This window comes from Xanthomonas campestris pv. badrii (genome assembly GCF_012848175.1).
GTDB lineage: Bacteria > Pseudomonadota > Gammaproteobacteria > Xanthomonadales > Xanthomonadaceae > Xanthomonas > Xanthomonas campestris_C.
On sequence record NZ_CP051651.1, the window covers coordinates 1,556,549 to 1,580,521 of the forward strand.

The window sequence follows — 23,973 nt, forward strand, 5'->3', positions numbered from 1 at the left end:
ACTTCCGATGCTAGATCCGGCCCTGCTTCGCCAACATCCCGCCGACCTTGCCGAGCGCCTGCGCAGCACGCGCAGCTTCTCCCTGGACACTGCGGAACTGGAGTCGCTGGAGAGCGAGCGCAAGCGTATCCAGGTGCGCACGCAGGAGCTGCAGAGCCTGCGTAATTCGAAATCCAAGGCGATCGGGCAGGCCAAGGCCAAGGGCGAAGACGTTGCCGCACTGATGGCCGAGGTGGCCGGCTTCGGCGACGAGCTCAAGGCGTCGGAAGAGGCCCTGGACCGCATTCGCGCCAAGCTGGAAAGCATCGCACTGGGGCTGCCCAATCTGCCGGCCGACGATGTCCCGCACGGCAAGGACGAGGCCGACAACGTGGAGCAGTCGCGCTGGGGCACCCCGCGCAACTTCGACTTTGCGGTCAAGGACCATGTGGAACTCGGCGCGCCGCACGGCTGGCTGGATGGCGAAACCGCCGCCAAGCTCTCGGGCGCACGCTTCACCGTATTGCGCGGGCCGATCGCGCGCCTGCACCGCGCGCTGGCGCAATTCATGCTCGACCTGCACGTCGGCGCGCACGGCTACGAAGAAACCAACGTGCCGCTGCTGGTCAATGCCGATTCGCTGCGCGGCACCGGGCAGTTGCCCAAGTTCGAAGAGGATCTGTTCCAGACCGAAGTGGGCGATTCGCGGCGTTATCTGATCCCCACCTCCGAAGTGCCGCTGACCAACATCGTGCGCGACGAAATCATCGATGCCGAGCGCCTGCCGCTGCGCATGACCGCGCATTCGCTGTGCTTCCGCGCCGAAGCCGGCAGCGGTGGCCGCGATACCCGCGGCATGATCCGCCAGCACCAGTTCGAGAAGGTGGAGCTGGTCACCGCCTGCGCGCCGGAAGACAGCGACGCCGAACACCAGCGCATGACGCGCTGCGCCGAAGTGGTGCTGGAACGGCTCGGCCTGCCGTATCGCAAGGTGCTGCTGTGCACCGGCGACATGGGCTTTTCCGCAATCAAGACCTACGACCTGGAAGTCTGGCTGCCGTCGCAGAACACCTATCGCGAAATTTCTTCGTGCTCCAACTGCGGCGATTTCCAGGCGCGGCGCATGCAGTCGCGCTGGCGCAACCCGGCCAGCGGCAAGCCGGAACTGCTGCATACCCTCAACGGCTCGGGCACGGCGGTGGGCCGGGCGATGATCGCGGTGATGGAAAACTACCAGAACGCCGATGGCTCGATCGATGTGCCGCAGGTGCTGCGTCCGTACATGGGCGGGCTGGAAAAAATCGGTTGATGCCACTCGCATCGGGGCTGGTGCGCTGCGCACGGCTCCGATGCGCGGCAACGGGTCTGCGTGACGTCGATACCGTTACGCACGGCCGATCCGCAGCCCGGTTGGTGCTGGCTGCTGCGCAGCAGGCGGCAGCTGGCCACCATCAGCAGCATCACAGAACGACGAACAAGAGGGGCCTGCGAAGGCCCCTCTTTGTTTGCCTTGCGATGCGCACGCGCGCGATCGAAGGTGTTGGTGCAGGCGCCAACCAGGATCTCGCATGCCCACAGCGGGATGCCTAGATACGCTGGCAGCGGAGCCGCAGACACGAGCCATGCACATCCCGCATGACGCGATGTGCTGCGACGCGTGCTGTGAAACTGCGCGCTCAAGAGCGGCTGATACCACTTGGCGAGCAATCGTCAGACGGGTGCAGACGGTGCGGCCAGCACCGGAATCTGCACGCAGTCCATGCCGATTCCGGGCACTGGCCGCGCCCGCCTGGCGGTGCGCAGTCGTCCGGCGACCCGCTCTAGGCCGCCACTTCTTCCGGCTGCTGCAGCGATGCCAGGGCCTGGGCAAGCGCGTCGCTGCGATGCTGCGGCGAAAAGGCAACCCCTTCCGCACGCACGAAGCTCACCTCGTCGATGCCGAGGAAGCCGAACACCTGGCGCAGGTACGGTTCCTGGAAATCGGTGCCCGTCTCCGGATAGATGCCGCCACGCGCACTGGCGATGATGACGCGCTTGCCGCCGGCCAAGCCCTCCGGCCCCGTGGCGGTATAGCGGAACGTGCGCCCGGCCACCGCGATCCGGTCGATCCACGCCTTCAGCGTGGACGGAATGCTCAGGTTGTACATCGGCGCACCGATCACCACGATATCGGCATCCAGAAACTGCTGCATCACCTGCTCGGCGTCGGCTGCCTCGGCCGCATCGGCCTGCGCCAGCGACTGGCCGGTGAGATGGGGGATCGGGTCCTGGTCCAGGTCGCGGTAGCTCACCTGCAGGTCCGGGTGAAGCAGGCGCTGCTGCGCCACCACGGCAGCACTGAGTTCGCGGCTGATGGAATTGGCGCCCAGGGCGCTGGAATCGAGATGGAGCAGCTTCATGGCAAGAACCTGATGGCATGCGGCAGCGCCGCGGAGGGATGCAGCCTAGGTCGTTGCTCTGTTGGGATAAAGGTGGTTAAATGTCACTTATCGTTCTATCCATGGATACCTGCGCCATGCACGACCTGAATGACCTGTACTACTTCGCGATGGTGGTGGACCACGGCGGCTTCGCCGCAGCCGAGCGCGCGCTCGGCATCCCCAAATCGCGCCTGAGCCGGCGCATCAGCCAGCTCGAAACCGACCTGGGCGTGCGCCTGCTGCAGCGCTCCACGCGCCGTTTCGCGGTCACCGACGTGGGCACCAGCGTGCACCGCCATGCCCAGACCATGTTGGCCGAGGCCCAGGCCGCGCGCGAGGTGGTGGATCGTCTCAGCGCCGAGCCGCGCGGTCTTGTACGTGTGAGCGTTCCTGTCTCGCTCGCGCAGATCCAGTTGCCCAAGCTGCTGCCGGAATTCCTGGCCAAGTACCCCAAGGTGCGGCTGCAGCTCAACATCAGCAACCGCCGCGTCGACGTCATCAATGAAGGCTACGACATCGCCCTGCGGGTACGCTCGCGCCTGGACGACGACGGCAGCCTGGTGATGCGCAGCTTCGGCCAGGTGCAGGAATTGCTGGTGGCCAGCCCCAAATACCTGGACCGCGCCGGCCGTCCCAAGGATCCCAGCGAGCTCGCCAACCACACCACCATGAGCACCAGCGAAGACGAGGCCCATCAGCGCTGGGAACTGCACGGCCCCAACGGCGAAATGCGCCGCGTGGACCTGCAGCCGCGCCTGGCCGGATTCGATTTCCCGCTGCTGCAATCGATGGCGCGCGATGGCTTCGGCATCACCATGTTGCCGGAAACCGTCTGCGCCGAAGCGGTGCGCAGCGGCGAACTGGAAGTGGTGCTGCCGCACTGGTCGCTGCCGCAAGGCATCTGCCACGCCGTGTTTGCCTCGCGTCGCGGCCTGCTGCCGGCCGTGCGGGTGTTCATCGACTTCCTGGCCGAACACCTGCCGCAGGAAATCGAACGCTCGCGCCTGGACTGCGGCGGCAACTGCGCCGAACTGGCCGAGAAGCTCAAGCGTGCCACCGGCACGGCGGCGCGCCTGGCGGTAGCCGAGGCAGGCTGAGCAATCGTTGCCGAAGCCGGCTGAGCGCTGTGTTCGGCTACTGCGCTGGCTGCCCGGTTGCTTGGCAGGCTGCGAGCTGCTCGGCAGTCAGTTCGCTACAGACGTCCGGCAGGCTACGTCCATGCTTGGGTGCATCCCGCCGACCACCACCTGTAGCGGCCGGCCACGCGTAGCGCCGCACTACGCTGCGCCAGCCACAAGCCAGTGGTGCCACCAAGCAAAACGCGCCCGGGCATGCGAGAATGCGCACCCGGGAGCACTCCTGGGAATGGCGGTGGCCCTGCACAAGATGCCCGTGCGGCCACCATCAGGCGTCACCCGCGCAACGCGGGCCGCCAGCGTGACAACCGATGCCTTCGGCGGTCATGCGCAGCAGCATCGGAGAGATGGCCGAGCGGTTTAAGGCACCGGTCTTGAAAACCGGCGAAGGGTCAAACCTTCCGTGGGTTCGAATCCCACTCTCTCCGCCACATGCCGCTGGAAATTACTGAGGCGATGGCCTTGTTTGAAGGCCAGCCGATTCGTCCCATCTTCTATCCCATGCTCTGCGTCGCAGTTTCTTCAATGGGCTATGTGGGTCACGACAATGATAGCGAGCACAGCTTGTTCTGCAATCCAAGGAACTCGGGACCACATTTGTGCCTAGATGTGACCTCTCAGTAGGTTGTTAACCATCTTGGCCCACTGCATTTTGTTATTATTGCGTGAGATGTCGGGGTGCGGCCCCATGCCGCGTTGGATGCAACTGGAACAGGGGAAAGGAATGAAGAAGCTACTCGCCGCTGCGATTGTGATTGCAGTGCTCTCCGGCTGCGCGGCCAATCCGCCGCTCAATTTTTCGGTCCCGGGTGTGGGGGTCAGCAGCAAGAAGATTGATGCCGAACTGAAGTCCCTTACGGTTACGCTGGCGCGGCCAGACGAAGCGAAAGGCAAGGTTCCGCCAGAAGCGCAGCATGAGGTGCCGCAGATGTGGGAAAACGCGCTGACCGAAGCACTCAATCGGATGGCGATCTTTCGTGACGACGCGCCGCGCAAGCTGAGCTTGTCAGTCAAGATTCTCGCGATCGACATCCCGTCGTTCGGTGCGTCCATGACAACCAAGACTATCGCTCGCTACGAGCTTATTGATCGGGCGAACGGCAGTATCGTATATACGCAGGATGTGAGCGCATCGGGTACCGTGCCGGCCACATATGCCTTCGCTGGCGTTATTCGTGCTCGTGAATCTGTCAGCCGGGCCGCTCAGAATAATATTGCGCAATTCTTGCAGGCATTGGAAACGGTGGATGTCGGTAAGCCGATGTTTCCGAGCAGCCAGGCGAACCCGTGAGGTCGCTTTTACTCATCTGCATTGCTGCTGCTTTAGCTGGGTGTGCACCAAATGTGCGCACCGATAGCTATTCGGTCGGCTCGGTGGGTCAGGTCAATAGAACGGTGGCAGGCACTGTGATTAGTGCGCGCGTTGTCTCCATTGACGGCACCCAGGGTGGCGGCGCAGCCGCAGGAGCGGCAGCAGGCGGCATTGCTGGATCATCAATCGGCGGCAGTGGCCGGGCTAACGCTGTGGGAGCGGTTGGCGGCATCGTGGCAGGCGCCATCGTGGGTGCTGCTAGTGAGCGCTCGGCATCAAGGGCCGATGGCATGGAGTACGTCGTGCAGACGGAGAATGGCGCACTAATGACTGTGGTGCAGGGAGCGACACCCGCATTTCCGGTAGGCGTCAGGGTGCTTGTTCTTTATGGTTCGCCATCCAGGCTGATCGCTGATCCTCGTAACTGACGAGAACTCATCACCCAGCACACTGCAGAACCCCGCACTAGCGGGGTCACCCACGATGAACTTGCAAGCCGTTGTCACGCAGCGGTGTATTGGGTTCCGCAGAAATCGGTCAATCAAGCAGTACTTCGGAATTGTATTGGAGGCCTGACGTCTTGCGTGGCTGGTAATGCTTCAATTTGTCGTCGACGTTTATATCGTCGCGATGTTGACCTTGAACACCTCCACAGCACGGATCAACTGCACGGAGTGGTCTTCCAGCGCACGCGCGGCGGTGCTTGCTGCTTCGACCAGACGCACATTTTGCTGGGTGGTTTCGTCCATCTGGGCGATGGTGTGGTTGACCTGTTCGATGCCGCCGGCTTGTTCCTGCGAGGCGGCGGAGATGTGGCCCATGATGTCGGTGACGTGCTGGACGCTGGTGACCACCTCGCCCATGGTGGTGCCGGCGGTGTGCACCAGTGCCGAGCCGTCGGCCACGCGTTGCACCGAGTCGTCGATCAGGCGCTTGATCTCCTTGGCGGCATCGGAGGAGCGGTGCGAGAGGGTGCGTACTTCCGATGCCACCACGGCGAATCCGCGGCCTTGTTCGCCGGCGCGTGCAGCTTCGACGGCGGCGTTCAGGGCGAGGATGTTGGTCTGGAAGGCGATGCCGTCGATGACCGAGATGATGTCGGCGATGCGCCTGGACGCCGCTTCGATGCCGGACATGGTGTCGATGACCTGGGCGACCACATCGCGGCCCTGCGAGGCAATGGACGCGGCACCAAGGGCAAGCTGATTGGCGCGGCCGGCGTGCTCGGCGTTCTGCTTGACGGTGGAGGTCAGCTCTTCCATCGAGGCGGCGGTTTCCTCGAGGCTGGCGGCCTGCTGCTCGCTGCGGCGCGCCAGTTCCTGGTTGCCGCTGGCGATGTCCTCGGCGGCGAAGCCAATACTGTTGGAGGTGCTCTGGATATGCGTGACGATGTCGGTGAGGCGGTGCACGGTGCTGTTGGCATCGTCACGCATGGATGCGAACACGCCGTGGAAGTTGCCGGACATGCGCACGGTCAGGTCGCCGTCGGCAATCGAGCGCAGCAGTTCGGAGAACCGGGCCAGGTTGGTGTCGGAGGTGGCCATCATGGTGTTGAGGTTTTCCACCATCAGGCGAAAGTCGTGCTCGAAGTGTTCCGGCTGGCCGCGTAGCGCGAAGTCGCCGGCGCATGCGGCCTGGGTCAGTGCGTGGATCTGCGCATTGATGGCGCGCAGGTTTTGCTTGACCTGCTGCATGGTGGCAGTGATGGCGGCTTTTTCGCCGGGATAATGTTCGATCTCTGGTGCCAGGTCGCCAACGGCGTAGCGCCCCATGACTTCGGTCATGCGCAGCTGGGTCTGGACATGCGCGTGCACCAGTGCATTGGTGTCCTGCACCATGTGGCCGTATTCGCCAGGAAAACGCTGCGCGTCGGTGCGGTAGCTGATCTCGCCGGCGTCATGCCGACTCGCCATGGTGCGCTGTGCGGAGATCACCTCCTGCAGGCGGTGCTGCATTTGCTGCATGGCACGCAGCAACTGGCCGGATTCGTCGTTGGCGGTCGGGGTGTCCTGGCTGCGCAGATCACCTTCGTTGATGCGCTCGGCCAGCCGCAGCGACTGGCGCAATGGCAACACCACGCTGCGGGTGAGCAGGAACGCGATGCCTGCACCGAGCAGCAATGCGACGACGGTGGAGACCACCATCAGCATCGCAAATCCCCGCGCGGTGGCAACGGCCTGTCTGGCGGCGACGCGGTTCTTGGCTTCCTGCAGGTCGATGAAGGCGTTGATGCTGGCCAGCCAGTCGATGAAGGCGGGGCGTGCCTGCTTCAGCAGCTGCTGTTCGGCGTGCGGTTTGTCTGCGGCATCCCGAAATGTGCGGACCTGCGCGATCAACGGCATGGTGCGCTGTTCGATGGATTTGATCCGCTGCAGGATCGCCTTTTCGTTTGCGTCCGTCGATGCCGCAATCAGGGCATCCAACGGTTGCGCGGAGCGGGCGTAGTCGGCGGCGAGCTTGTCGATCAATTGCTCGGCGCCATGGCGGTCTGCCGGCTCATCCATCAGCACCACATCGCGCAAGGCGATCGCGCGGTCATGCACGCTGCCGCGGAAGTTGATGGCATAGCGTTGTTTGACGCTGTTGACTTCGTTGATGGCAGTGAGCTGCTGGTCGATGCTGTGGACGCGCTGGATCCCGACCACGGTCAGGATCACCATCAAGACGATGATGGCGAGAAAGCCGAGCGCCAGGCGCTGACCGATGCGCAGATTCGAGAGCAGGTGCATAGGATGATCCGACAGGCAGAAGGGCGGGAGGTCCCGACAACAGGGGCGAAGGCTTGCGATACGGCCGGGGGACAGCAGGACGCTGCAGCAACGGACAGGTCTCGACCTGACTGTTAGCGGCCTCGGCCGATAAAACTGAACTCTGCGCCGCAGCAGGTTCAGGTGCGGTTGGACCAGCAGTCGCATCCGCTGGAAACGGCATGGCTTGGCTCACATCCGCCAGCATCGGCAACAAGTCGAATCGTCGATAGTGCTTCACCGATCACAGTAGGCGCGGCCGACGGCCTGCTGGATCAGGCCAGGCGAGCTGATCAGTACGGCTGCAGGCAATGGGTGACCAGGCTTGCGTGATAAATTTGACGGCATGGATAACGTAAAGCCGACGATCGCAAACCGTATCACCACCGGGACGACGGGGCTCGACACCATCCTCCGCGGTGGCCTGCCGGCCAACCGGCTGTACCTGCTGGAAGGCCAGCCCGGCTCCGGCAAGACCACCCTGTCGCTGCAGTTCCTGCTCGATGGCGCCGCCAAGGGCGAAAGTTGCCTGTATGTCACGCTGTCGGAAACCATCGATGAGCTCAACGAGGTGGCTGCCTCGCATGACTGGTCGCTGGAGGCGCTGCACGTGTTCGAGCTTGCCTCGGCCGAGGCGTTTCTGGGCGATGGCCGCCAACAATCCATCCTGCACCCCTGGGAGATGGAGCTGGACGGCACGATCAAGCTGATCCAGGCCGAGGTCGATCGGGTCAAGCCGACGCGGGTGGTGTTCGACTCGTTGTCGGAGTTGCGTCTGCTGGCGCAGGATTCGCTGCGTTACCGGCGGCAGGTGCTGGCGCTCAAGCAATTCTTCGCGCCGCGCAATATCACCGTGTTCCTGGTGGACGACCTCACCGACGAGAACGGCGAGCGCGACGCGCATCTGCACAGCCTGTGCCACGGGGTGATCTCCCTGGAGCGGATGACGCTGGATTTCGGCGCGGCGCGGCGGCGGATGCAGGTGCAGAAACTGCGTGGCGTCAATTTCATCGCCGGCTACCACGACATCACCATCGCCACCGGTAGCATGCGGATCTATCCGCGCCTGATCGCCTCAGACCACCATGTGCCGTTTATCGGTGATGCGGTGTCCAGCGGCGTGGAGCGCATCGATGCGCTGCTGCACGGCGGCCCGTTGCGCGGTACCAGCACGCTGCTGACCGGGCCGGCGGGCTCGGGCAAGACCAACGTCGCCCTGCAATACGTGAGCGCGGCCTGCGAACGGGGCGAGCACTGCTGCGTGCTGCAGTTCGACGAGCGCACCGGCACGCTGCTGACGCGTGCCGAGAACCTGGGCATGGATCTGCGCAAGCGTCTGGCATCGGGGCTGCTGGAACTGCATCAAATGGATCCGGCCGAGCTGACGCCTGGAGAGTTCGCCTGGGCGGTGCGCGAAAGCGTGGAGGCGCGCAACTGCCGCGTGCTGGTGATCGACAGCCTCAACGGCTACCTGTCGTCGATGCCGCAGGAAAAGCAGCTGATGTTGCAGATGCATGAGCTGCTGTCGTATCTCAACCAGAGCGGCGTGACCACGTTCCTGATCAATCCGCAAGATGGCCTGGTGGGCACGATGTCCACCGGCAACCTCAATATTTCCTACATGGCCGACACCGTCATCCTGTTCCGCTTCTTCGAGGCGCATGGGCGGATTCGCAAGGCCTTGTCGGTCATCAAGAACCGTAGCGGCGCGCATGAAGATTCGATCCGCGAGATGCGGATCGGCAGCACCGGCCTGCACCTGAGCGAGCCGCTCGAGCACTTCCATGGGGTGCTGACCGGCACACCGCAATTCGTTGGAGACGGTGCGCCGTTGCTGGATCGTGCACTTGACCAGGTGTGATGCGGATGGATCGATTGTCCATATCATTGCGCCGTTCGGGCGCGATGCAGACAGCATTGCCAGCATCGTCGGCGAGCGCGGGCTGACGCGTAAGGTCTATGGCGCATTGACCGCGCTGGCCGGCGACCTGCGCGACAGCTCTGGGGTGGTGGTCCTGACCGAAGAAGCGGTGGGCGGCAATCTGCAGGAGCTGCAGCAGATCCTGCAAGACCAGGCGGCATGGTCGGATATTCCGTTCGTGCTGCTGCGCGCACCGCGTGGCAGCCATCGTGGCCGGCATGCCAACCTGCCGGCCGAAATGACCAATGTCATCGAGCTGGAGCGTCCGCTCAGTTCGGCCTCCCTGTTGAGTGCGGTCTCCACCGCGCTGCGGTCGCGGCAGAAGCAATTCGTGATCCGCGACCAGATGGCGCAGCTGGCCGAGAGCCGGGCCGCACTGGCATTGAGCGAAGCCGAGCTGCGCCGGGTCACCGACGCCTTGCCGGTGCTGATCGCCTTCATCGACAAGCACCTGGTGTACCGCTTCGCCAACCGTTCCTACGAAGACTGGATCGGTATTCCGCCGCAGGAGGTGATCGGCCGGCCGCTGGTGGATGTGGTGGGGCCGGCGGTGGTGGCCGAGCGTCGCGCCTGGATCGAGGCGGCACTGGCGGGCCAAGCGCTCACCATGGAAGCGAGCTGGCCGCATGCCGACGGGCGCCGCCGCGATGCCGAGATCCGCTACATGCCACGGTTTGACGCGGACGGGCAGGTGGACGGGTTCCATGTGTTTGCCACCGATATCACGGCGCGCGCGCAGGCAATGGAGTCGGTGCAGCAGCAGGCCAGCCTGCTCGAGGCCAAGGTGGCCGAGCGCACTGCCGAGCTGCAGCAGCAGATGCAGGCGCGCGAATCCAGCGAGGCTGCGCTGCGCCAGGCACAGAAGATGGAAGCGGTGGGTCAGCTGACCGGCGGCATTGCGCACGATTTCAACAACATGCTGACCGGTATCCTGTCGGCGCTGGACCTGGCGCGGTTGCGCATCGATCAGGGGCGCACCGAAGGGCTGGGCCGCTTTCTGGATGTAGCCGCGGCATCGGCCCTTCGCGCGGCTGCGCTGACCCAGCGCCTGCTGGCGTTTTCTCGCCGGCAATCGCTGGAAGCGCGGCATCTGCACGTCAACGATCTGGTGCTCTCGCTGCAGGATTTGCTGGCGAGCACGCTTGGCGAATCGGTGCGCCTGGAGGCCGATCTGTGCGAGGCGCTGCCACAGGCCTATGTGGACGAAAATCAGCTGGAAAGCGCGCTGCTCAACCTGGCCATCAATGCCCGCGATGCGATGCCCGATGGCGGGCTGTTGCGCATCGCCACGCGGCATCTGCGTGTGGAAGACAGCGCGCTGGAGCTGGGCCGTGGCATCGCCCTGGCGCCGGGCGACTACGCGGTGGTGTCGGTGACCGATACCGGCACCGGCATGCCGGCGGATGTGCTGGAGCGCGTGTTCGAGCCGTTCTACACCACCAAGCCGATCGGGCAGGGGACCGGCCTTGGCATGTCGATGATCTATGGCTTCATGCAGCAGTCCCATGGACAGGTGTGGGTGGAATCGCAGCTGGGCGTAGGCACCACGGTCAGCCTGTACCTGCCGGCCGGCAACAGCGTGCAGAGCGTAGCGCTGGAACCGCCGACCGGCACGGTGCTGGCGGGCCAGGGGCAGCAGGTGCTGGTGGTGGAAGACGACGAACAGGTGCGCCTGCTGGTCACCGAGTTGCTGGGCGAGCTGGGCTACCAGGCCGAAGTGGTGGCCGATGCCGACGCCGCGCTGCCGATCCTGGCATCGCCGCGACGGATCGATCTGCTGGTCACCGACGTCGGCCTGCCCGGTCTCAACGGGCGCCAGCTGGCGGAGATCGCGCGGCAGTCGCGCGGCGATCTGCCGGTGATCTTCATGACCGGCTATGCGGAGACCGCGCGCGACCGCGGCGAATTCCTTGGCGAGGGCATGAGCATGATCGCCAAGCCATTTACGCTGGGCGAGTTCAGCGGAAAATTGCACGAGGTGCTGGGGCCGTCGTCCTGAATCATGGCGTGGCATGTGCTACGCCGATGGTCTGGCAAGCGTCACCACTGCTGGCGTGGTTGGCGACCTGGGCGCAGCGCTGCCGGGCAGCACCAACGAACACCAGGGCTGTTCGAAGCGTGCATGCGCGAAGACCTCGCGCTTCGATCAAGGCAACCGCAGCAATGCTCAGCGCGCCGCGCGACCGGGTTGCCGCGCACTGGCCATCGATTCGACCACGGCAATCTTGTCGGCGACCGCCTTCTGCATGGGCGAGCCGTTCTCCAGTAATCCGTGCAGATGGCGCCAATGTGTGGTGGCCGCGGTGTAGTCGTGCTGCTGGAAATCGCTGATGCCCAGCAGCCACAGCCCGCGCTGGTTGTCCGGCTCGCGCGCGATCAACTGCTGCAGCCGCGTGCGTGAGGCCGCATCGATGGCGAAGTCGCTGTGGGTTGCCATGTCGGCGGCGATCCAGCCGACGATGGCGGCACTGGTCTGCGGCGCGATCTTCAACGCTTGCGCATAGGCATCGCGGGCCTCTGCGGGGCGGTTGTTCTGCTCGTGCGTCTTGGCCTGTTGCATCCACGACTCCAGCGCCTGCATCCGTACGGCCTCTGCGGCACTGGCAGCTTGCGTTTGCGCAGGCTCGGCCATGGGCACGGCTTGTGCGCTTGGTGGTGCGGCCGGTCGCGGCGGCGCAGCGACCACCCGCTGCACGATCGCCTCGGGCGCGCCCACCAGCCGATACAGCCCGGCGGTGGCGATCGGCAGGGCCACCGCCAACAAGACCGGCAGCGCGTAACGCCCACTGCCATGACGCGTCGGGTTGCGCAGCAGCGGCAACAGCACTAGCAGCAGCGCGGCGGCGACCAGCACGGCGCTGGCGAGATAGAAACCGGTCATCACCACTCTTCCTCTGCCTGCGGTGCTGCCGGTGTGCCCACCCGCGCGCGTTTGCGCACGGTATGGATCACCACGCCGGCCCCGGCACCCAGCATCAGCAACGGCCCGAACCACAGCAGCCAGGTGCCGCGCTTGACCGGCGGGTCGTACAGCACGAAATCCGAATAGCGCTCGACCATGTACTGCTTGATCTGCGCATCGCTCCTGCCGGCCTGCACTTGCGCAAATACCTGATGGCGCAGGTCGCGTGCCAGGCTGGCGTTGGAATCGGCCAGATTTTCGTTCTGGCACACCAGGCAACGCAGTTGTGCGGTCAGCCGTTGATAACGCGCTTCTTCGCTGCGGTCCTTGAAGGGCAGCGGGTCCACTGCCTGCGCCTGCACGCACGGCGCCAGCAGCACGCCCAGCAGCAACACCAGCAACAGGCGCAGCTGCCGGGCCTGTCGACGGCGGTGCGCCTGCAGGCGGCGATAGCCCGGAATCATGGCGCCCCCTTGGGCAACGCGGCGATGGCGGGCAGCAACTCGGCATCGATGACGGCGGGGGTGAGCACGCCGATATGCTTGTAGCGGATCATGCCCTGCGCATCGATCAGGAAGGTTTCCGGCGCGCCGTAGACACCGAAGTCGATCGCGGTCTGGCCCGGCTCGTCGGCGATCACCACGGCGTACGGGTTGCCCAGTCGTGCCAGCCAGGCGGTGGCATCGGCTGGTGCGTCCTTGTAGTTGTAGCCGATCAACGCCACGCCAAGCCTGCCGGCCTGCGCCATCAGCACCGGGTGCTCATGCACGCATTCGGCGCACCAGCTGCCGAACACGTTGAGCACATAGGGCTTGCCCAGCAACTGCTCACGGGTGACGTGCTGGTCGGGCGCATCCAGTCGCGGCAGCGAAAACGCCGGCGCGGGCTTGCCGATCAACGGCGAGGGCACCTCGCGCGGGTTGTGCTGCATGGTCCAGTAGATGCCGAAGCCGAACAGCGCGGCGACCGACAAGAACCCCAGCAGGGGCAGAATGCGCTTCACGGGTGCGACTCCTGCGCGAGCAGGCGCGCATCGTATGCCGGCGAGGTAGCGGCCGTGGCTGCGGCCACCGGCGCGCGGAAGCGGCGGGCGCAGGCGCTGACGAAGCCGCCCAGCATCATCAGCAGGCCGCCGGCCCAGATCCAGCGGATCAGCGGCTTGTAGTACAGCCGCAGCGTCCAGTCGTATTCGATGTGCTGATCGTCCAGCGGCTCACCGAGCGCCACGTACAGGTCGCGGGTGATGCCGGGGTCGATCGCCGACTCGGTCTGGATGCGCTCGCTGCTGTACAGGCGTTTTTGCGGATGCAGCTGCGCCACCACCTGCCCATCGCGGCTGACCTGCACGCTGCCCTGTTCGGCCTTCCAGTTCGGCCCGTCCACCAGCTGCACGCCGTCGAAGCGGAAGCTGTAGCCGGCGATCTGCGCGCTCTGCCCGGGCGAGAGCCGCACGTCGCGTTCCACCGACAGGCTTTCCGAAACCAGCACCCCGGCCACGAACACCGCCACACCCGCATGCGCGATCAGCATGCCGGCCATCTCCGCCGGAAAGCGGCGGCCGCGCGGCATCTCGCGCCAGCGCTTGACCACGTACAACGCAGTACCGGCCGCCACCCACGCGGCGACACCAATCCCGGCAATCGCCTTGGCCTGCCCGTCGGCAACCAGGCTGCCACCCACTGCACAGGCGATGGCGGCAATGCCTGCCCGCGTGCCCAGCGCCTTCAGCGGCGCGGCCTCGGCCTTGCCCCAGCGCAGGTACGGGCCGAACGGCAGCAGCAGCACCACCGGCAGCATCAGCAGCGGAAACAGCAGGCCGAAGTAGGGCGGGCCGACCGACACCTTGCCCATGCCGAACGCGTCGGCGACCAGCGGGAACAGCGTGCCCAGCAACACCATCGCCGCGGCCACGCTCAGCAGCAGGTTGCCGATCAGGATGCCGGTTTCGCGCGAGGCGGCGGCGAAGGGTTTGCCGCTGGCGATCTTGGGCGCACGCAACGCGTACAACAACAGCGAACCGCCGACCACCGCGACCAGGAAGATCAGGATGTACAACCCGCGTCGCGGGTCGGCGGCAAAGGCATGTACCGAGGTCAGTACGCCCGAGCGCACCAGGAAGGTCCCCAGCAGCGACAGCGAGAACGCCAGGATCGACAGCAAAATCGTCCACGCCCGCAGGCTGCCGCGCTTTTCGGTGACCGCCTGGGTGTGGATCAACGCGGTGCCCACCAGCCATGGCATGAAGCTGGCATTTTCCACCGGGTCCCAGAACCACCAGCCGCCCCAGCCCAGTTCCGCGTACGCCCACCAGCTGCCGGCCACGATGCCGGCGGTGAGGCAGGCCCAGGCCACATTGGTCCACGGCCGCGCCCAGCGCACCCAGGCCTGTTCCAGTTCGCCACCGAGCAGCGCGGCAACCGCAAACGCGAAGGCCACCGAAAACCCCACATAGCCGGTGTACAGCACCGGCGGGTGGAAGGTCATGCCCGGGTCCTGCAGCACCGGATTGAGCTCGTTGCCGTCCAGCGGAATCGGCGACAGCCGCCCGAATGGATTGGAGGTCAGCAGGATGAAGGCCAGAAAGCCCACCGACACCAGCCCCAGCACTGCCAGCACGCGGGCGGCGAAGTATTGCGGCAGATGCCGGCTGAAGGCGGCCAGCAGCACCGTCCAGGTGGCAAGGATGGCGATCCACAGCAGCAACGAACCTTCGTGCGCGCCCCACACCGCGGCGAAGCGGTAATACCAGGGCAGGGCGATGTTGGCGTTGGCGGCGACATAGGCCACCGAAAAATCCAGCGACAGCAGCGACCAGGCCAGCAGGCCGAAGGCCAGCCATACGAACACCGCCTGGCCGGCAGCGGCAGGCCGTGCGATGGCCATCAATGCGCAGTTGCCGCGCCAGGCTCCGATCAATGGCAACACGCCCTGGGCAAGCGAAAGCAGCAGCGCCAGGATCAGTGCGATCTGGCCAAGTTCAGGCGTCATGGGCGAGTGGCACGGTGCGGCAGAAGGAAGGTCATCGGGACGGAACGAAGCGGGCGGCGCCGCATCAACGCGGCGTGGTCAATGGCGCGGCGGTGGCTGGGATCGGCTTGCCGAGATGGCCTTCGGCCATCGCGTCCTTGAGTTCTTTCGGCATGTAGGTTTCGTCGTGCTTTGCCAGCACTTCGGTGGCGACAAACCGCGCGCCCTGCATGCGCCCGTTGGCGATCACCGATTGGTTGTCGCGGAACAGGTCGGGCAGGATGCCGGTGTACTCGACCTGGGTGGCAGCATGTTTATCGATGACGGTGAAGCTGACTTTCAGCGAGTCGCTGGCGCGCTGGATCGAGCCGGCCTTGACCATGCCGCCCAGGCGAAACTGCCGATAGCCGGATGCCTCGCCGGCATGCACCTGGCTGGGCGTGAACAGGTAGCTCATGTTCCGTTGCAGCGCCAGCACGATCAACGTTCCGGCCAGCGCGGCGGCGGCCAGCACCCCGACCACCAGCCACAGGCGGTGCTTGCGCGTTGCATTCATGGCGCGTCGCGCTCCAGCGGTGGTGCGGGTTGATCGCGCAGACGCCTCGGGGTTTGCCGCTGCATCTGGCCACGCAATTCGCGCGGCAGGCGCCGACGTCGCAGCCACGGCGCTGCAAGATCGGCCAGCAGCACCAGCATGAACACTGCGTACGACGTCCACACGTACTGGCCGTAGCCGCCCATCGTCAGAAAGCTGCTCATGCGGTGCGCTCGGTCAATACGATGCGGCGTGCCCAGTCCTTACCGCTTTCCAGCGCCAGCAGGTCCACGCGCACGCGGCCGAACAGGCTGGCGATGTAGTAGCACTTGGTGGCCAGCATCATCGTCAGCAACGGCCACAGCATGTCCGCGCCCATCTTGGACGGGCCGAGCAGGCGCACGGTCGAGCCTTGATGCAGCGTGTTCCACCACACCACCGAGTAATGCACGATGGGCAGATTCACCAGGCCCACCAGCGCGAGCAGGCCGGCCGCGCGCATCGCCTGGCGGCGGTCTTCCACCGCGTAGTACAGGCCAAGCACGCCCAGGTACAGGAACAGCAGCAGCAACTCCGAGGTCAGCCGCGCGTCCCAGGTCCACCAGGTGCCCCACATCGGCTTGCCCCATAGCGACCCGGTGCACAGGGTGATGAAGGTGAATGCCGCGCCGATCGGTGCAGAGGCCATGGTCACCACTTCGGCGAGCTTGATCCGCCACACCAGCGCGATGAACGCCGACACGCCCATCGCGGCGTAGATGAAAAGGCTCATCCAGGCACTGGGCACGTGGATGAAGATGATGCGGTAGGCGTCGTGCTGCTGATAATCCGGCGGCGCCAGCACCAGCCCGCCGTAGGCGGCCACTGCGCCGAGCAGCAGCGCCAGCGCCAGCGCCCACGGGCGCACGGCACCTGCAAAGCGATAGAACATCGGCGGCGAACTGAGCTTGTGCAGCCACAACGGGATCCACTTGGCCATTGCCGGTGTCGTCAGTTGGAATGTCTGGAAGGCGACAGCGCATCGACTGCCGCGCCGGCATTGACCTGTAGCTGGCCGTCGGAGACCTTGCTGGTGCGCTGCAGGAGCTCGCGCAGGGCACTGGCGTCCATCGATGGCTGCAGCGACAACAACAGCGCCGCCATGCCGCTGACGTGGGCGCTGGCCATCGACGAGCCGGAGGTGAAGTCGTAGCGGCCGTTCGGCTGCGTGGTCAGGATGTCCTTGCCGGGTGCGCTCAGCACGCCGGGCATCGCCGCGCTGGCGCTGCTGCTGCGCACTACCAGCACGCCGGGCACATCATTGGGAAACCCATCCAGCCGGCCATTGGGCGGCATCGCCGCGACCACGATGCGGCCCTGCTGCACCAGGTGCGCCAGCATCTTGCTCAGCAGCGGGTCGGCTGGCCCGCCCAGGCTCAGGTTGACCACACGCGCGGAGCTGTTGTTGATTGCCGCCAGCGCCTTGGCCAGGGTGAAGGTATTGCAGCGTGCAGGGGCGCCGACGGTGGGCGCATACCAGCAGGCCTTGTAGATGTTGAGCATGGCCTTGGGCGCCATGCCGACGATGCCCTGATGGTTGTTGCTGCCGGCGGCGATGATCCCGGCCACTTCGGTGCCGTGCGAATCGCTGCTGGTCATGACCGGAGTGTTGTCGACCAGATCGTGCACTTCGCGGATGCGCGCCTTCAGGTCCGGGTGGCTGGTGTCCACGCCGGTGTCGACCACCGCCACCACCACGCCGCGGCCCTGCGTGATGGCCTGTGCGCTGGCGGCATCGGTGTCGATGAAGCCGCGCTGCATGTCCACGTACGGGTCGTTGTAGCCGGACAGCGGCGTGGTCTTTTCCGCGGCATCGGCGGAAAACACCGAGAAATCCTGCACCGGCTGCACCAGCTCCACGCCTTCGTCGTCGGCCAGCGTGCTGACCAGCTCATCGCGCGAGACGCCCGGCGGCGGCTGCAGCACTGCGCAATACAGGCCCAGCGAGGTGATCGGCCAGCCGGACACTTCGCGCAGCTTGTAGCGCTGCTTGATGGCTTCCATGCGCACGGCGGCCTTCTGGCCGGCGCCGTAGTAGCTGGAGGCATAGCCGATCAGGCTGGAGCCGGCGCGCGCCGGTGGTGCGCTGAGCGGGTTGGCCACCGCCAGCAGGATGTCGCGGCTCGCATCCGGTGTATGTGCATCGGCCGGGGCCGATGCCGCGGCGATGGCGGCGACCTTTGCAGGCTCCTGCATGGCCGCGGCAGCGTGGGCGCTGCCCTGCATGCCCAGGCCGATGATGGCGACGCACAGGCCGATGGCGAGAAGGCGGTTCATGGGGCGGAGACGATCTCGGCCAGCCGGATGCCCGGATTGGCGCGCAGTTGCTGCAGGGTCTGCTGCTGCTGGGGCGGCTGCGGTGCGGCCGGCACCACGGTGTAGGCGCCCATGTCGTTGGGTCCGCCCACCACCTGCAGCTGCTGCGCATGCAGCAGGCGGTCCCAGTCGGCAACGGTCATCTTGGCGTCCGGCACCACGCGGATGGCGCCTTGCGGCACCGGCAACGCGGTGGCGCTGCTGAGTGTGCGGTAGTCGTGCGACGGCGCCGGCGAAGCCAGCTTGACGCCCATGACGCCCAGGCCGATGGCCTGGACCAAGGCAGCAGCGGCCAGGGCGCGCACCGTCCAGCTGCCGGAGCGGCGGGCAGGCACTGGTGGCGCGATGCGCTGCTCGGGTGCGTCCAACCGGCCGAGCAGGCGCTGCAACCCGGCGTTGGGGTCGAGCTTGACGGCGCACGGCAATGCCAGCGCCTGACGCAGGCGGTTCTGCTGGGCGAACTCGGCGCTGCAGGAGGCGCATTTGGCCACGTGCGCGATCAGCCAGGTACTCTCTTCCTCGGTGGCGCTATCCAGCAAGACAGCTGGCATCAGCTCCCAGGCGTGTGAGCATTCCTTGCCAGGCGCGATGAAAAACGTCTTCATTGCAGGGTCTCCGTGTAAGGAGCGCTGCCGGCCAGGCCGGGCAGCACATTGCGTAATTTGACCCGGGCGTGGAACAGCCGGGCTTTGATCGTGCCCACCGGGCACTGCATGATGTCTGCCACTTCTTCCAGCTTGTGGCCGACGCCGTAGACCAGTTCGATCACCAGGCGCTGGTCCGGCGACAGCCGTTCCATGCCCTTGTCCAGCCAGTCGCGTAGCTCGCGGTCCTCGCCATCGTCGGCGCTGGGGGCGTGGTCTTCGACCATGGCGGTGTCGTCGATGGCCTCGCCGTCGTGCTGGCGCAGGCACTTGAGCCCGCAGCGGTAGGCGATGCCCATGATCCAGGTGGATACCTGCGAATCGCCGCGGAAGTCGCCTGCCTTTTGCCAGGCGATCCAGAAGCAGTCGTTGATGGCCTCTTCGATGATGTCCGGCCGGCGGGTCAGGCGCGACAGGAACCGGCACAGCCGTCCGTGATAGCTGGTGTACATGCTGGCCAACGCATCGCGATCGCCCGCCGCCATGCGGCGCAGCAGCATGCGATCGGTGGCATCGCCCAGGGTGTCGGTGTCATTCATCGAGGCAGGCATGGCGTAGGACACTTCTTAAGTGCCCGCAGGCGGGCAAAAGGTTGCGGGTGGGTCAGAACGCGCGCGACAGCATGCCCACCCACGGCGTTTCGCCGGGCCCGCCCTGCGCGCGCGGGGTGTTGCTGCTGGTCAGGATCCGGTCCAGCTTCACGGTCCATGCGGCATGGTTCCACTTCAGGCCCAGTTGACCGTATTGATAGCGGCCGGACCTGGCGGCACCGTAGGCCATCGCCGGAAAATCGGAGATGCCGGCACCGGCCGAAAGGCTGAGATTGGCCGACAGCGGCACGCTGGCGGTGATGTCGACCACCTTGTTCCAGGGCGAGCGCTGCGCACGCGGGAAATTGAAGGTGGACAGCGAAAAGGTGAGCATGTCGCGGTAGGACCAGGCCAGGCTCGCTTCCTGGCGGTCGAAGGTGCGCGACTGGCGGTCGGCCGGGTAGGCGTAATACAGCAGGCTGGCCTGCATCTGCCAGCGGTCGTCCAGCATCCAGGCGCGCGCGCCCTGCACGGTGAATGCCACCGGCTTGCTCAGCGACGGCGCCTGCAGCGCGGCGGAGACCGACACCGACCAGCCCGGGGACGGCAGCCAGTAGCCGGCGGTCTGCAAGGTGACGCGATTGGGCGCAATCGCGATGCCACGATCGATCAGGGTGGAGGTGATCGCGACCGCGCCGCCCAGGTTGTCGGCCAGCGCATGCCCGCAGGGGCTCGTGACCAGGGCGAGCAACAGTGCATGGCGCAGGCGCGCGCGATGGGGTGGCGGACTCGGCCATTCGCACGCTGGGTGCAGGCAGCGGGGCCGAGCGGACAGTGCGTGCCTCGGCACGCTGCCACGTGTTGCGGCCCACGGCTGCCCGCCGCAGACGCAGCGGCGTCGCATTCGGGAAGGAGACTGCCTGGCGGGCAAAACGGTCGGCAAGGGCGTAGGACAGGGGCACGGGGCGGGGCGCGATAGTGACCCATCACGCAGGACGAGACCGCCCAGGCTGCGGCGGTTTCGTCCGTATACGCGAAGGTGTCGGCTCAGGCAACGCAAACCGTGCACCAGTCCTGGTGTGGTGGGTGATCGGCTGCCGACCGCGGAGACTGCGGCCGGCAGGCTGTACCGGGCTTGAAGCGCCAGCGCTTGCCTGAGCGCGGCCTTCGGAAAGCTGCATCGGCGGCGTGTCCGGCCTCGGCTGCCGCAGCGGCCCTATGCTGCCAGAGGCATCCGTGCCTGCCGGCAGTGATCGCTAACCGCAACGGCCTCGGCTCAGCGGAGCGTGCTCAGATAGGCGATCAGGGCATCCAGCTCTTTCTCGTCTTCCAGCCCTTCGTACTTCATCTTCGTGCCTGGTATCGCCTTTTTGGAATCTGTCTTCAGGAAAGCCTTGAGGCTGGCCGCGTCCCAGGTGCGCTTGCTGGCCTTGAGCTCCGGGGAGTAGCCACTGAAGTCGGCCACGCTGCCGGCGGGACGGTTGATGACGCCGAACAGGGACGGGCCTTTCTTGTTCTTGCCCTGGGTGGCGCTATGGCATTCGGCGCACTCGGTCGCAAAGACGCTCTTTCCATCTTCGGCGCGCGCCGGTGTGGCCAGGGTTGCGCTGGCCAGCAACACGCCAGCCAGTGGTGCGCATAACAATGTCTTGTGGAATGGATGCATGTGGGTCCGTACGGGTGCGTGCAGCGGTGGGGGATCAGAATGCCAGGTTGACCGACAGCGTGAAGCTGTCGAGATCGCGCGGATTGGTGATCGGCGGGCCACGGAACACGTTGGAGGTGCTGCCGTTGAACTTGTCGAACCGGAACCAGCCAGCCGACACGCGCAGATTGGCGTTGGTGGTGTAGGTGCCCTCGCGGCCGAACGGGCTCCAGTACAGCAGGATCAGATTGCTGGTGGTGTCGGGAATGCCGACCGGCGAGTAGCGCGCCGCATCGAACGAGCCGGTGTTGATCATGTGCGCGGCCAGCACGCCATAGGTCTGCTTGTAGGCGTAGTTCACGCTGAAGGTCTGATCGCGCACGCTGCCACGATCCAGCGCAGGCATGGTCGGGTCGGACGACATCAGCGGGCTGCCGTACTTGCGGCGCTCGTAGATGTTGACGTAGGCCAGCGACGCCACGTGTTCGCGCGTGCCGAGGAACTGGTAGGTGAGGTCGTAGCCGAAATCGGTGAGGTCGTCGCTGGGCCCGTTGCGCGGGCGCTGACGGCGCGTGTTGAGTGCGGTCAGCCCCACCGAGAAGAACTGCCGCTTCATGTCCTTCATATAGGCCAGGCGCGCGTAGGTGGTGTCGCTGAGCTTGCCCGGGTCGCCGTTGACCGGCCAGCCGAGGCGATCCTGCGCCGAGGGCGACAAGGCGCGGTAGCTGCCCAATTCGCCATACCAGTTCTTGTCGTACAGCCCGTACACGCTGGCACCGATCACGCGGTTGGACAGCGACGAGGAACTGAGCATGGTGGACGCGCCGCCGTTGGAGGCCGGGGTCAGCGTGGAGGCATTGGGCAATACGTGGATCGGGTCGGAAATGCCCGGGTTGTTGTTGACGCTGACACCGATCATGGTGTCCTTGCCGCCCAGCTGGAACGGCTTGGTGACGAAGCGCAGATCGACGTCGTCCAGGCGCGTATCGAAGGTGGCGTTGCCGCTGTTGTTGGAGCGGATCTTGGAGTAGCCGCCCACGTTGTCGCTGACCCGGCCGGCCAGATACAGATCGGCCTGGGTCAGCCGCGCGGTGCTGTCGCCGCGGCTGGGGTTGTTGCGCGCCCAGGTGAGCTGGCCGGAGACCGGGATCTTGGTGCCCTCGCCATCGGTGTCGGTGAAACCGCCCAGCTTGAAACGCATGCCGTAAGGCGTAAGCGAGGGGCCGTAGGAACCGACGTGGCAATCCGCGCACGAAGAGCCGGTCTGGCTGGCGAACGAGGGGATCGCCTGCGCCTGCGTGCTGGCCAGCAGCAACAGCGGGCCGGACACGCACAACAAGGATGTCAGGGAGGCAGTGCGCGATGCGGTGGCGCGGCGCGGAGCAGGCTGGGAAGTAGGCATGGAAAGTCCTTGTTCGACGGAGCGGGGTGGGGCAGGGCGGAAACGGCGGCGGGTGCGGAAAACGGCGGTGCTCATGCGTGCTTGCCCGGCAACACGCGGCGCAGCAGGCCGTCGCGCAGCACCAGGTGATGCCACAGCGCGGCACCGATGTGCAGCAGCACCAGTGCCAACAGCGCCCAGGCCGCGTTCAAGTGCCAGGTGCCCAGGGTGTCGCCCAGGTCCGCATCCACCTCGATCAGGTTCGGCAGCGGCAGCCCGAACAGATACACCGTCTTGCCGAAGGCATTACTCAGCGACCAGCCGATCAGCGGCAGTGCGAGCATCAGCCCGTACATGGCCAGATGCGTGGCGCCGGCGAGCAAGCGGGTGATCAGCGGAGCGGGCGGGCCGGGCAGCAGCTTGCGCAGACGCAGGCGCAGGCCAACGCGTAATACGAACAGCAGTAATACCATCAAGCCGAAATGGCGGTGGCCCTCCAGCAGCCACTGACGCAGTGCGCGTCCATCGAGTTCGGCGCGAAGCAGGATCAGGCTGGCCGCCATCACCAGGCACAGCACCGTGAGCCAGTGTAGGACGCGCATGGATCTGGGGAGCGGGGTCACGCGCACGGACGGCGCGGTCTGCTCCGGCAGTGGTAGCGCGGGGGCGCTGGCGGTGGCTGCCGTGTCGGGCGCCTGAGGGGATGAACGCATCTGGTCGGTGTCCTCACCGGTGGTGGTCGTTGGTTCCGGCAGTTCGCAGTGCGCTGCCAGGCCTGGCTCCCCACGCCGGCCGAACCGCGGCCAGGTGAACGTGCACCGATGGGTGCGGCGATGCCGGTGAAAGGTTGCATCGCGCCAACGAATTTTTATCGTAACGGGGCAAGGCCGGCGCGGCGTGGTGCTGCTACTGCGCTTTCGCGCACGTGGCTTCGCAGCGCCAGGACCTGGCGCAACCTTTCGCGCATCGCGGCGCACTCAGGCATGTCGCACTACGCGCAGTCAGCGGTAACGCCCCGGATCATGGCCTTCGAACCCATCCAGTTGCATACCCATGGCGACGATCGCGGCTTGCTCATTTCGCTGGAGCAAGAGCGCAATGTCCCTTTCCAGATACGTCGCGTGTACTACCTGTTCGGCACCCGTGATGGCGTGCATCGTGGCCAGCATGCGCACCGTCAGCTCAATCAACTGGCCGTGGCCCTGCATGGCTCGGTGACGATTCTGCTGGACGACGGCAAGGGCGATGGCCCGACCGAGGTGCGCCTGGACGACCCGTCGCAAGGACTGCTACTCGGGCGCATGGTCTGGCGCGACCTGCACCACTTCAGCCCGGATTGCGTGCTGATGGTGCTGGCCGACCAATTCTACGATCCAGGCGATTACATCCTGGATTACGACGAATTCCTGACCGAAGTCCGCGGCTTAAGCCGATTGGAGGCCTGATCGTGGAGAAACCGCCATCCAGCGATGCTGTGTTGCTTTCAGCAAGAGCACATC

General features: G+C 65.7%; 22 protein-coding genes and 1 tRNA gene. 7 read left to right on the plus strand and 16 right to left on the minus strand.

Translation table 11 applies throughout. The features are described from left to right. Nucleotides 1-7: 7 nt before the first annotated feature. Nucleotides 8-1,288 (plus strand): serine--tRNA ligase, encoded by a 1,281-nt coding sequence (serS, locus tag HG421_RS06615; RefSeq protein ID WP_169705738.1) that lies wholly within the window; start codon nucleotides 8-10, stop codon nucleotides 1,286-1,288. 511 nt (nucleotides 1,289-1,799) lie between these two features. On the opposite strand, the gene HG421_RS06620 is transcribed toward serS, so the two are convergent. After that, the gene (locus tag HG421_RS06620) at nucleotides 1,800-2,378 is read right to left on the minus strand and encodes an FMN-dependent NADH-azoreductase (RefSeq protein ID WP_169705739.1); all 579 of its coding nucleotides are present in this window, start codon (nucleotides 2,376-2,378) and stop codon (nucleotides 1,800-1,802) included. 101 nt (nucleotides 2,379-2,479) lie between these two features. On the opposite strand from HG421_RS06620, the gene HG421_RS06625 reads away from it, so the two are divergent. From HG421_RS06625 to HG421_RS06635, 3 genes are all read left to right on the plus strand, one after another. After that, nucleotides 2,480-3,496, plus strand: a complete 1,017-nt coding sequence (locus tag HG421_RS06625; protein ID WP_169708105.1) for a LysR family transcriptional regulator — start codon at nucleotides 2,480-2,482, stop codon at nucleotides 3,494-3,496. A gap of 380 nt (nucleotides 3,497-3,876) precedes the next feature. Further along, nucleotides 3,877-3,966: transfer RNA gene (locus HG421_RS06630), tRNA-Ser, on the plus strand. A gap of 293 nt (nucleotides 3,967-4,259) precedes the next feature. After that, a complete protein-coding gene (locus tag HG421_RS06635) occupies nucleotides 4,260-4,826 on the plus strand; it encodes a UDP-N-acetylglucosamine acyltransferase (protein WP_169705740.1) in 567 nt (188 codons plus the stop codon). A gap of 638 nt (nucleotides 4,827-5,464) precedes the next feature. Here HG421_RS06635 and HG421_RS06640 read toward each other — a convergent pair. Beyond that, nucleotides 5,465-7,576, minus strand: coding sequence for a methyl-accepting chemotaxis protein (locus HG421_RS06640; protein ID WP_169705741.1), 2,112 nt, complete (start codon nucleotides 7,574-7,576; stop codon nucleotides 5,465-5,467). Between the two features lie 364 nt (nucleotides 7,577-7,940). On the opposite strand from HG421_RS06640, the gene HG421_RS06645 reads away from it, so the two are divergent. After that, complete coding sequence (locus HG421_RS06645; RefSeq protein WP_169708106.1) at nucleotides 7,941-9,455, plus strand: ATPase domain-containing protein; 1,515 nt, start codon at nucleotides 7,941-7,943, stop codon at nucleotides 9,453-9,455. Further along, a complete protein-coding gene (locus HG421_RS06650) occupies nucleotides 9,442-11,514 on the plus strand; it encodes a PAS domain-containing protein (RefSeq protein ID WP_169705742.1) in 2,073 nt (690 codons plus the stop codon). Before HG421_RS06645 ends, HG421_RS06650 begins: the two co-directional genes overlap by 14 nt. A gap of 168 nt (nucleotides 11,515-11,682) precedes the next feature. On the opposite strand, the gene HG421_RS06655 is transcribed toward HG421_RS06650, so the two are convergent. The 14 genes from HG421_RS06655 to HG421_RS06720 all read right to left on the minus strand — a co-directional run bounded on the left by HG421_RS06655 (nucleotide 11,683) and on the right by HG421_RS06720 (nucleotide 23,187). Then, complete coding sequence (locus HG421_RS06655; RefSeq protein WP_169705743.1) at nucleotides 11,683-12,396, minus strand: tetratricopeptide repeat protein; 714 nt, start codon at nucleotides 12,394-12,396, stop codon at nucleotides 11,683-11,685. After that, complete coding sequence (locus HG421_RS06660; RefSeq protein WP_169705744.1) at nucleotides 12,396-12,881, minus strand: cytochrome c-type biogenesis protein; 486 nt, start codon at nucleotides 12,879-12,881, stop codon at nucleotides 12,396-12,398. The genes HG421_RS06655 and HG421_RS06660 overlap by 1 nt, the downstream gene beginning before the upstream one ends. Further along, nucleotides 12,878-13,420, minus strand: a complete 543-nt coding sequence (locus HG421_RS06665; RefSeq protein ID WP_169705745.1) for a DsbE family thiol:disulfide interchange protein — start codon at nucleotides 13,418-13,420, stop codon at nucleotides 12,878-12,880. Before HG421_RS06665 ends, HG421_RS06660 begins: the two co-directional genes overlap by 4 nt. Continuing rightward, a complete protein-coding gene (locus HG421_RS06670; RefSeq protein ID WP_169705746.1) occupies nucleotides 13,417-15,405 on the minus strand; it encodes a heme lyase CcmF/NrfE family subunit in 1,989 nt (662 codons plus the stop codon). The genes HG421_RS06665 and HG421_RS06670 overlap by 4 nt, the downstream gene beginning before the upstream one ends. Before the next feature lie 64 nt (nucleotides 15,406-15,469). Further along, nucleotides 15,470-15,940, minus strand: a complete 471-nt coding sequence (gene ccmE / locus HG421_RS06675) for a cytochrome c maturation protein CcmE (RefSeq protein WP_169705747.1) — start codon at nucleotides 15,938-15,940, stop codon at nucleotides 15,470-15,472. Next, nucleotides 15,937-16,143, minus strand: a complete 207-nt coding sequence (gene ccmD, locus HG421_RS06680) for a heme exporter protein CcmD (RefSeq protein ID WP_169705748.1) — start codon at nucleotides 16,141-16,143, stop codon at nucleotides 15,937-15,939. Before ccmD ends, ccmE begins: the two co-directional genes overlap by 4 nt. Next, nucleotides 16,140-16,898, minus strand: a complete 759-nt coding sequence (ccmC, locus tag HG421_RS06685; RefSeq protein WP_169705749.1) for a heme ABC transporter permease CcmC — start codon at nucleotides 16,896-16,898, stop codon at nucleotides 16,140-16,142. The genes ccmD and ccmC overlap by 4 nt, the downstream gene beginning before the upstream one ends. An 11-nt stretch (nucleotides 16,899-16,909) precedes the next feature. Further along, nucleotides 16,910-18,235, minus strand: coding sequence for a S8 family serine peptidase (locus HG421_RS06690; protein ID WP_169705750.1), 1,326 nt, complete (start codon nucleotides 18,233-18,235; stop codon nucleotides 16,910-16,912). Further along, on the minus strand, nucleotides 18,232-18,879 hold the full coding sequence (locus HG421_RS06695) for a zf-HC2 domain-containing protein (RefSeq protein WP_169705751.1): 648 nt from the start codon (nucleotides 18,877-18,879) through the stop codon (nucleotides 18,232-18,234). The genes HG421_RS06690 and HG421_RS06695 overlap by 4 nt, the downstream gene beginning before the upstream one ends. Next, a complete protein-coding gene (locus tag HG421_RS06700; protein WP_211161791.1) occupies nucleotides 18,876-19,469 on the minus strand; it encodes an RNA polymerase sigma factor in 594 nt (197 codons plus the stop codon). The genes HG421_RS06695 and HG421_RS06700 overlap by 4 nt, the downstream gene beginning before the upstream one ends. Before the next feature lie 52 nt (nucleotides 19,470-19,521). After that, nucleotides 19,522-20,262: a hypothetical protein gene (locus HG421_RS06705; protein WP_169708108.1), complete on the minus strand. Its 741-nt coding sequence runs from the start codon at nucleotides 20,260-20,262 to the stop codon at nucleotides 19,522-19,524. A gap of 462 nt (nucleotides 20,263-20,724) precedes the next feature. Further along, a complete protein-coding gene (locus tag HG421_RS06710; protein ID WP_169705752.1) occupies nucleotides 20,725-21,114 on the minus strand; it encodes a c-type cytochrome in 390 nt (129 codons plus the stop codon). Nucleotides 21,115-21,148: 34 nt separating this feature from the next. Further along, nucleotides 21,149-22,495 carry a cytochrome C gene (locus tag HG421_RS06715; protein ID WP_169705753.1) on the minus strand — a complete coding sequence of 449 codons (1,347 nt, stop codon included), beginning with the start codon at nucleotides 22,493-22,495 and terminating at the stop codon, nucleotides 21,149-21,151. A gap of 71 nt (nucleotides 22,496-22,566) precedes the next feature. Then, complete coding sequence (locus HG421_RS06720; protein WP_169705754.1) at nucleotides 22,567-23,187, minus strand: cytochrome b; 621 nt, start codon at nucleotides 23,185-23,187, stop codon at nucleotides 22,567-22,569. 309 nt (nucleotides 23,188-23,496) lie between these two features. On the opposite strand from HG421_RS06720, the gene HG421_RS06725 reads away from it, so the two are divergent. Beyond that, nucleotides 23,497-23,919, plus strand: coding sequence for a sugar 3,4-ketoisomerase (locus HG421_RS06725; protein ID WP_169708109.1), 423 nt, complete (start codon nucleotides 23,497-23,499; stop codon nucleotides 23,917-23,919). The last annotated feature ends 54 nt before the right edge of the window (nucleotides 23,920-23,973 follow it).

Coding starts and splice junctions, on each gene's coding strand:
- serS (WP_169705738.1), top strand. CDS start 8: ATGCTAGATCCGGCCCTGCTTCGCCAACATCCCGCCGACCTTGCCGAG.
- HG421_RS06620 (WP_169705739.1), bottom strand. CDS start 2,378: ATGAAGCTGCTCCATCTCGATTCCAGCGCCCTGGGCGCCAATTCCATC.
- HG421_RS06625 (WP_169708105.1), top strand. CDS start 2,480: ATGGATACCTGCGCCATGCACGACCTGAATGACCTGTACTACTTCGCG.
- HG421_RS06635 (WP_169705740.1), top strand. CDS start 4,260: ATGAAGAAGCTACTCGCCGCTGCGATTGTGATTGCAGTGCTCTCCGGC.
- HG421_RS06640 (WP_169705741.1), bottom strand. CDS start 7,576: ATGCACCTGCTCTCGAATCTGCGCATCGGTCAGCGCCTGGCGCTCGGC.
- HG421_RS06645 (WP_169708106.1), top strand. CDS start 7,941: ATGGATAACGTAAAGCCGACGATCGCAAACCGTATCACCACCGGGACG.
- HG421_RS06655 (WP_169705743.1), bottom strand. CDS start 12,396: ATGACCGGTTTCTATCTCGCCAGCGCCGTGCTGGTCGCCGCCGCGCTG.
- HG421_RS06660 (WP_169705744.1), bottom strand. CDS start 12,881: ATGATTCCGGGCTATCGCCGCCTGCAGGCGCACCGCCGTCGACAGGCC.
- HG421_RS06670 (WP_169705746.1), bottom strand. CDS start 15,405: ATGACGCCTGAACTTGGCCAGATCGCACTGATCCTGGCGCTGCTGCTT.
- ccmE (WP_169705747.1), bottom strand. CDS start 15,940: ATGAATGCAACGCGCAAGCACCGCCTGTGGCTGGTGGTCGGGGTGCTG.
- ccmD (WP_169705748.1), bottom strand. CDS start 16,143: ATGAGCAGCTTTCTGACGATGGGCGGCTACGGCCAGTACGTGTGGACG.
- ccmC (WP_169705749.1), bottom strand. CDS start 16,898: ATGGCCAAGTGGATCCCGTTGTGGCTGCACAAGCTCAGTTCGCCGCCG.
- HG421_RS06690 (WP_169705750.1), bottom strand. CDS start 18,235: ATGAACCGCCTTCTCGCCATCGGCCTGTGCGTCGCCATCATCGGCCTG.
- HG421_RS06695 (WP_169705751.1), bottom strand. CDS start 18,879: ATGAAGACGTTTTTCATCGCGCCTGGCAAGGAATGCTCACACGCCTGG.
- HG421_RS06700 (WP_211161791.1), bottom strand. CDS start 19,469: ATGCCTGCCTCGATGAATGACACCGACACCCTGGGCGATGCCACCGAT.
- HG421_RS06710 (WP_169705752.1), bottom strand. CDS start 21,114: ATGCATCCATTCCACAAGACATTGTTATGCGCACCACTGGCTGGCGTG.
- HG421_RS06715 (WP_169705753.1), bottom strand. CDS start 22,495: ATGCCTACTTCCCAGCCTGCTCCGCGCCGCGCCACCGCATCGCGCACT.
- HG421_RS06720 (WP_169705754.1), bottom strand. CDS start 23,187: ATGCGTTCATCCCCTCAGGCGCCCGACACGGCAGCCACCGCCAGCGCC.
- HG421_RS06725 (WP_169708109.1), top strand. CDS start 23,497: ATGGCCTTCGAACCCATCCAGTTGCATACCCATGGCGACGATCGCGGC.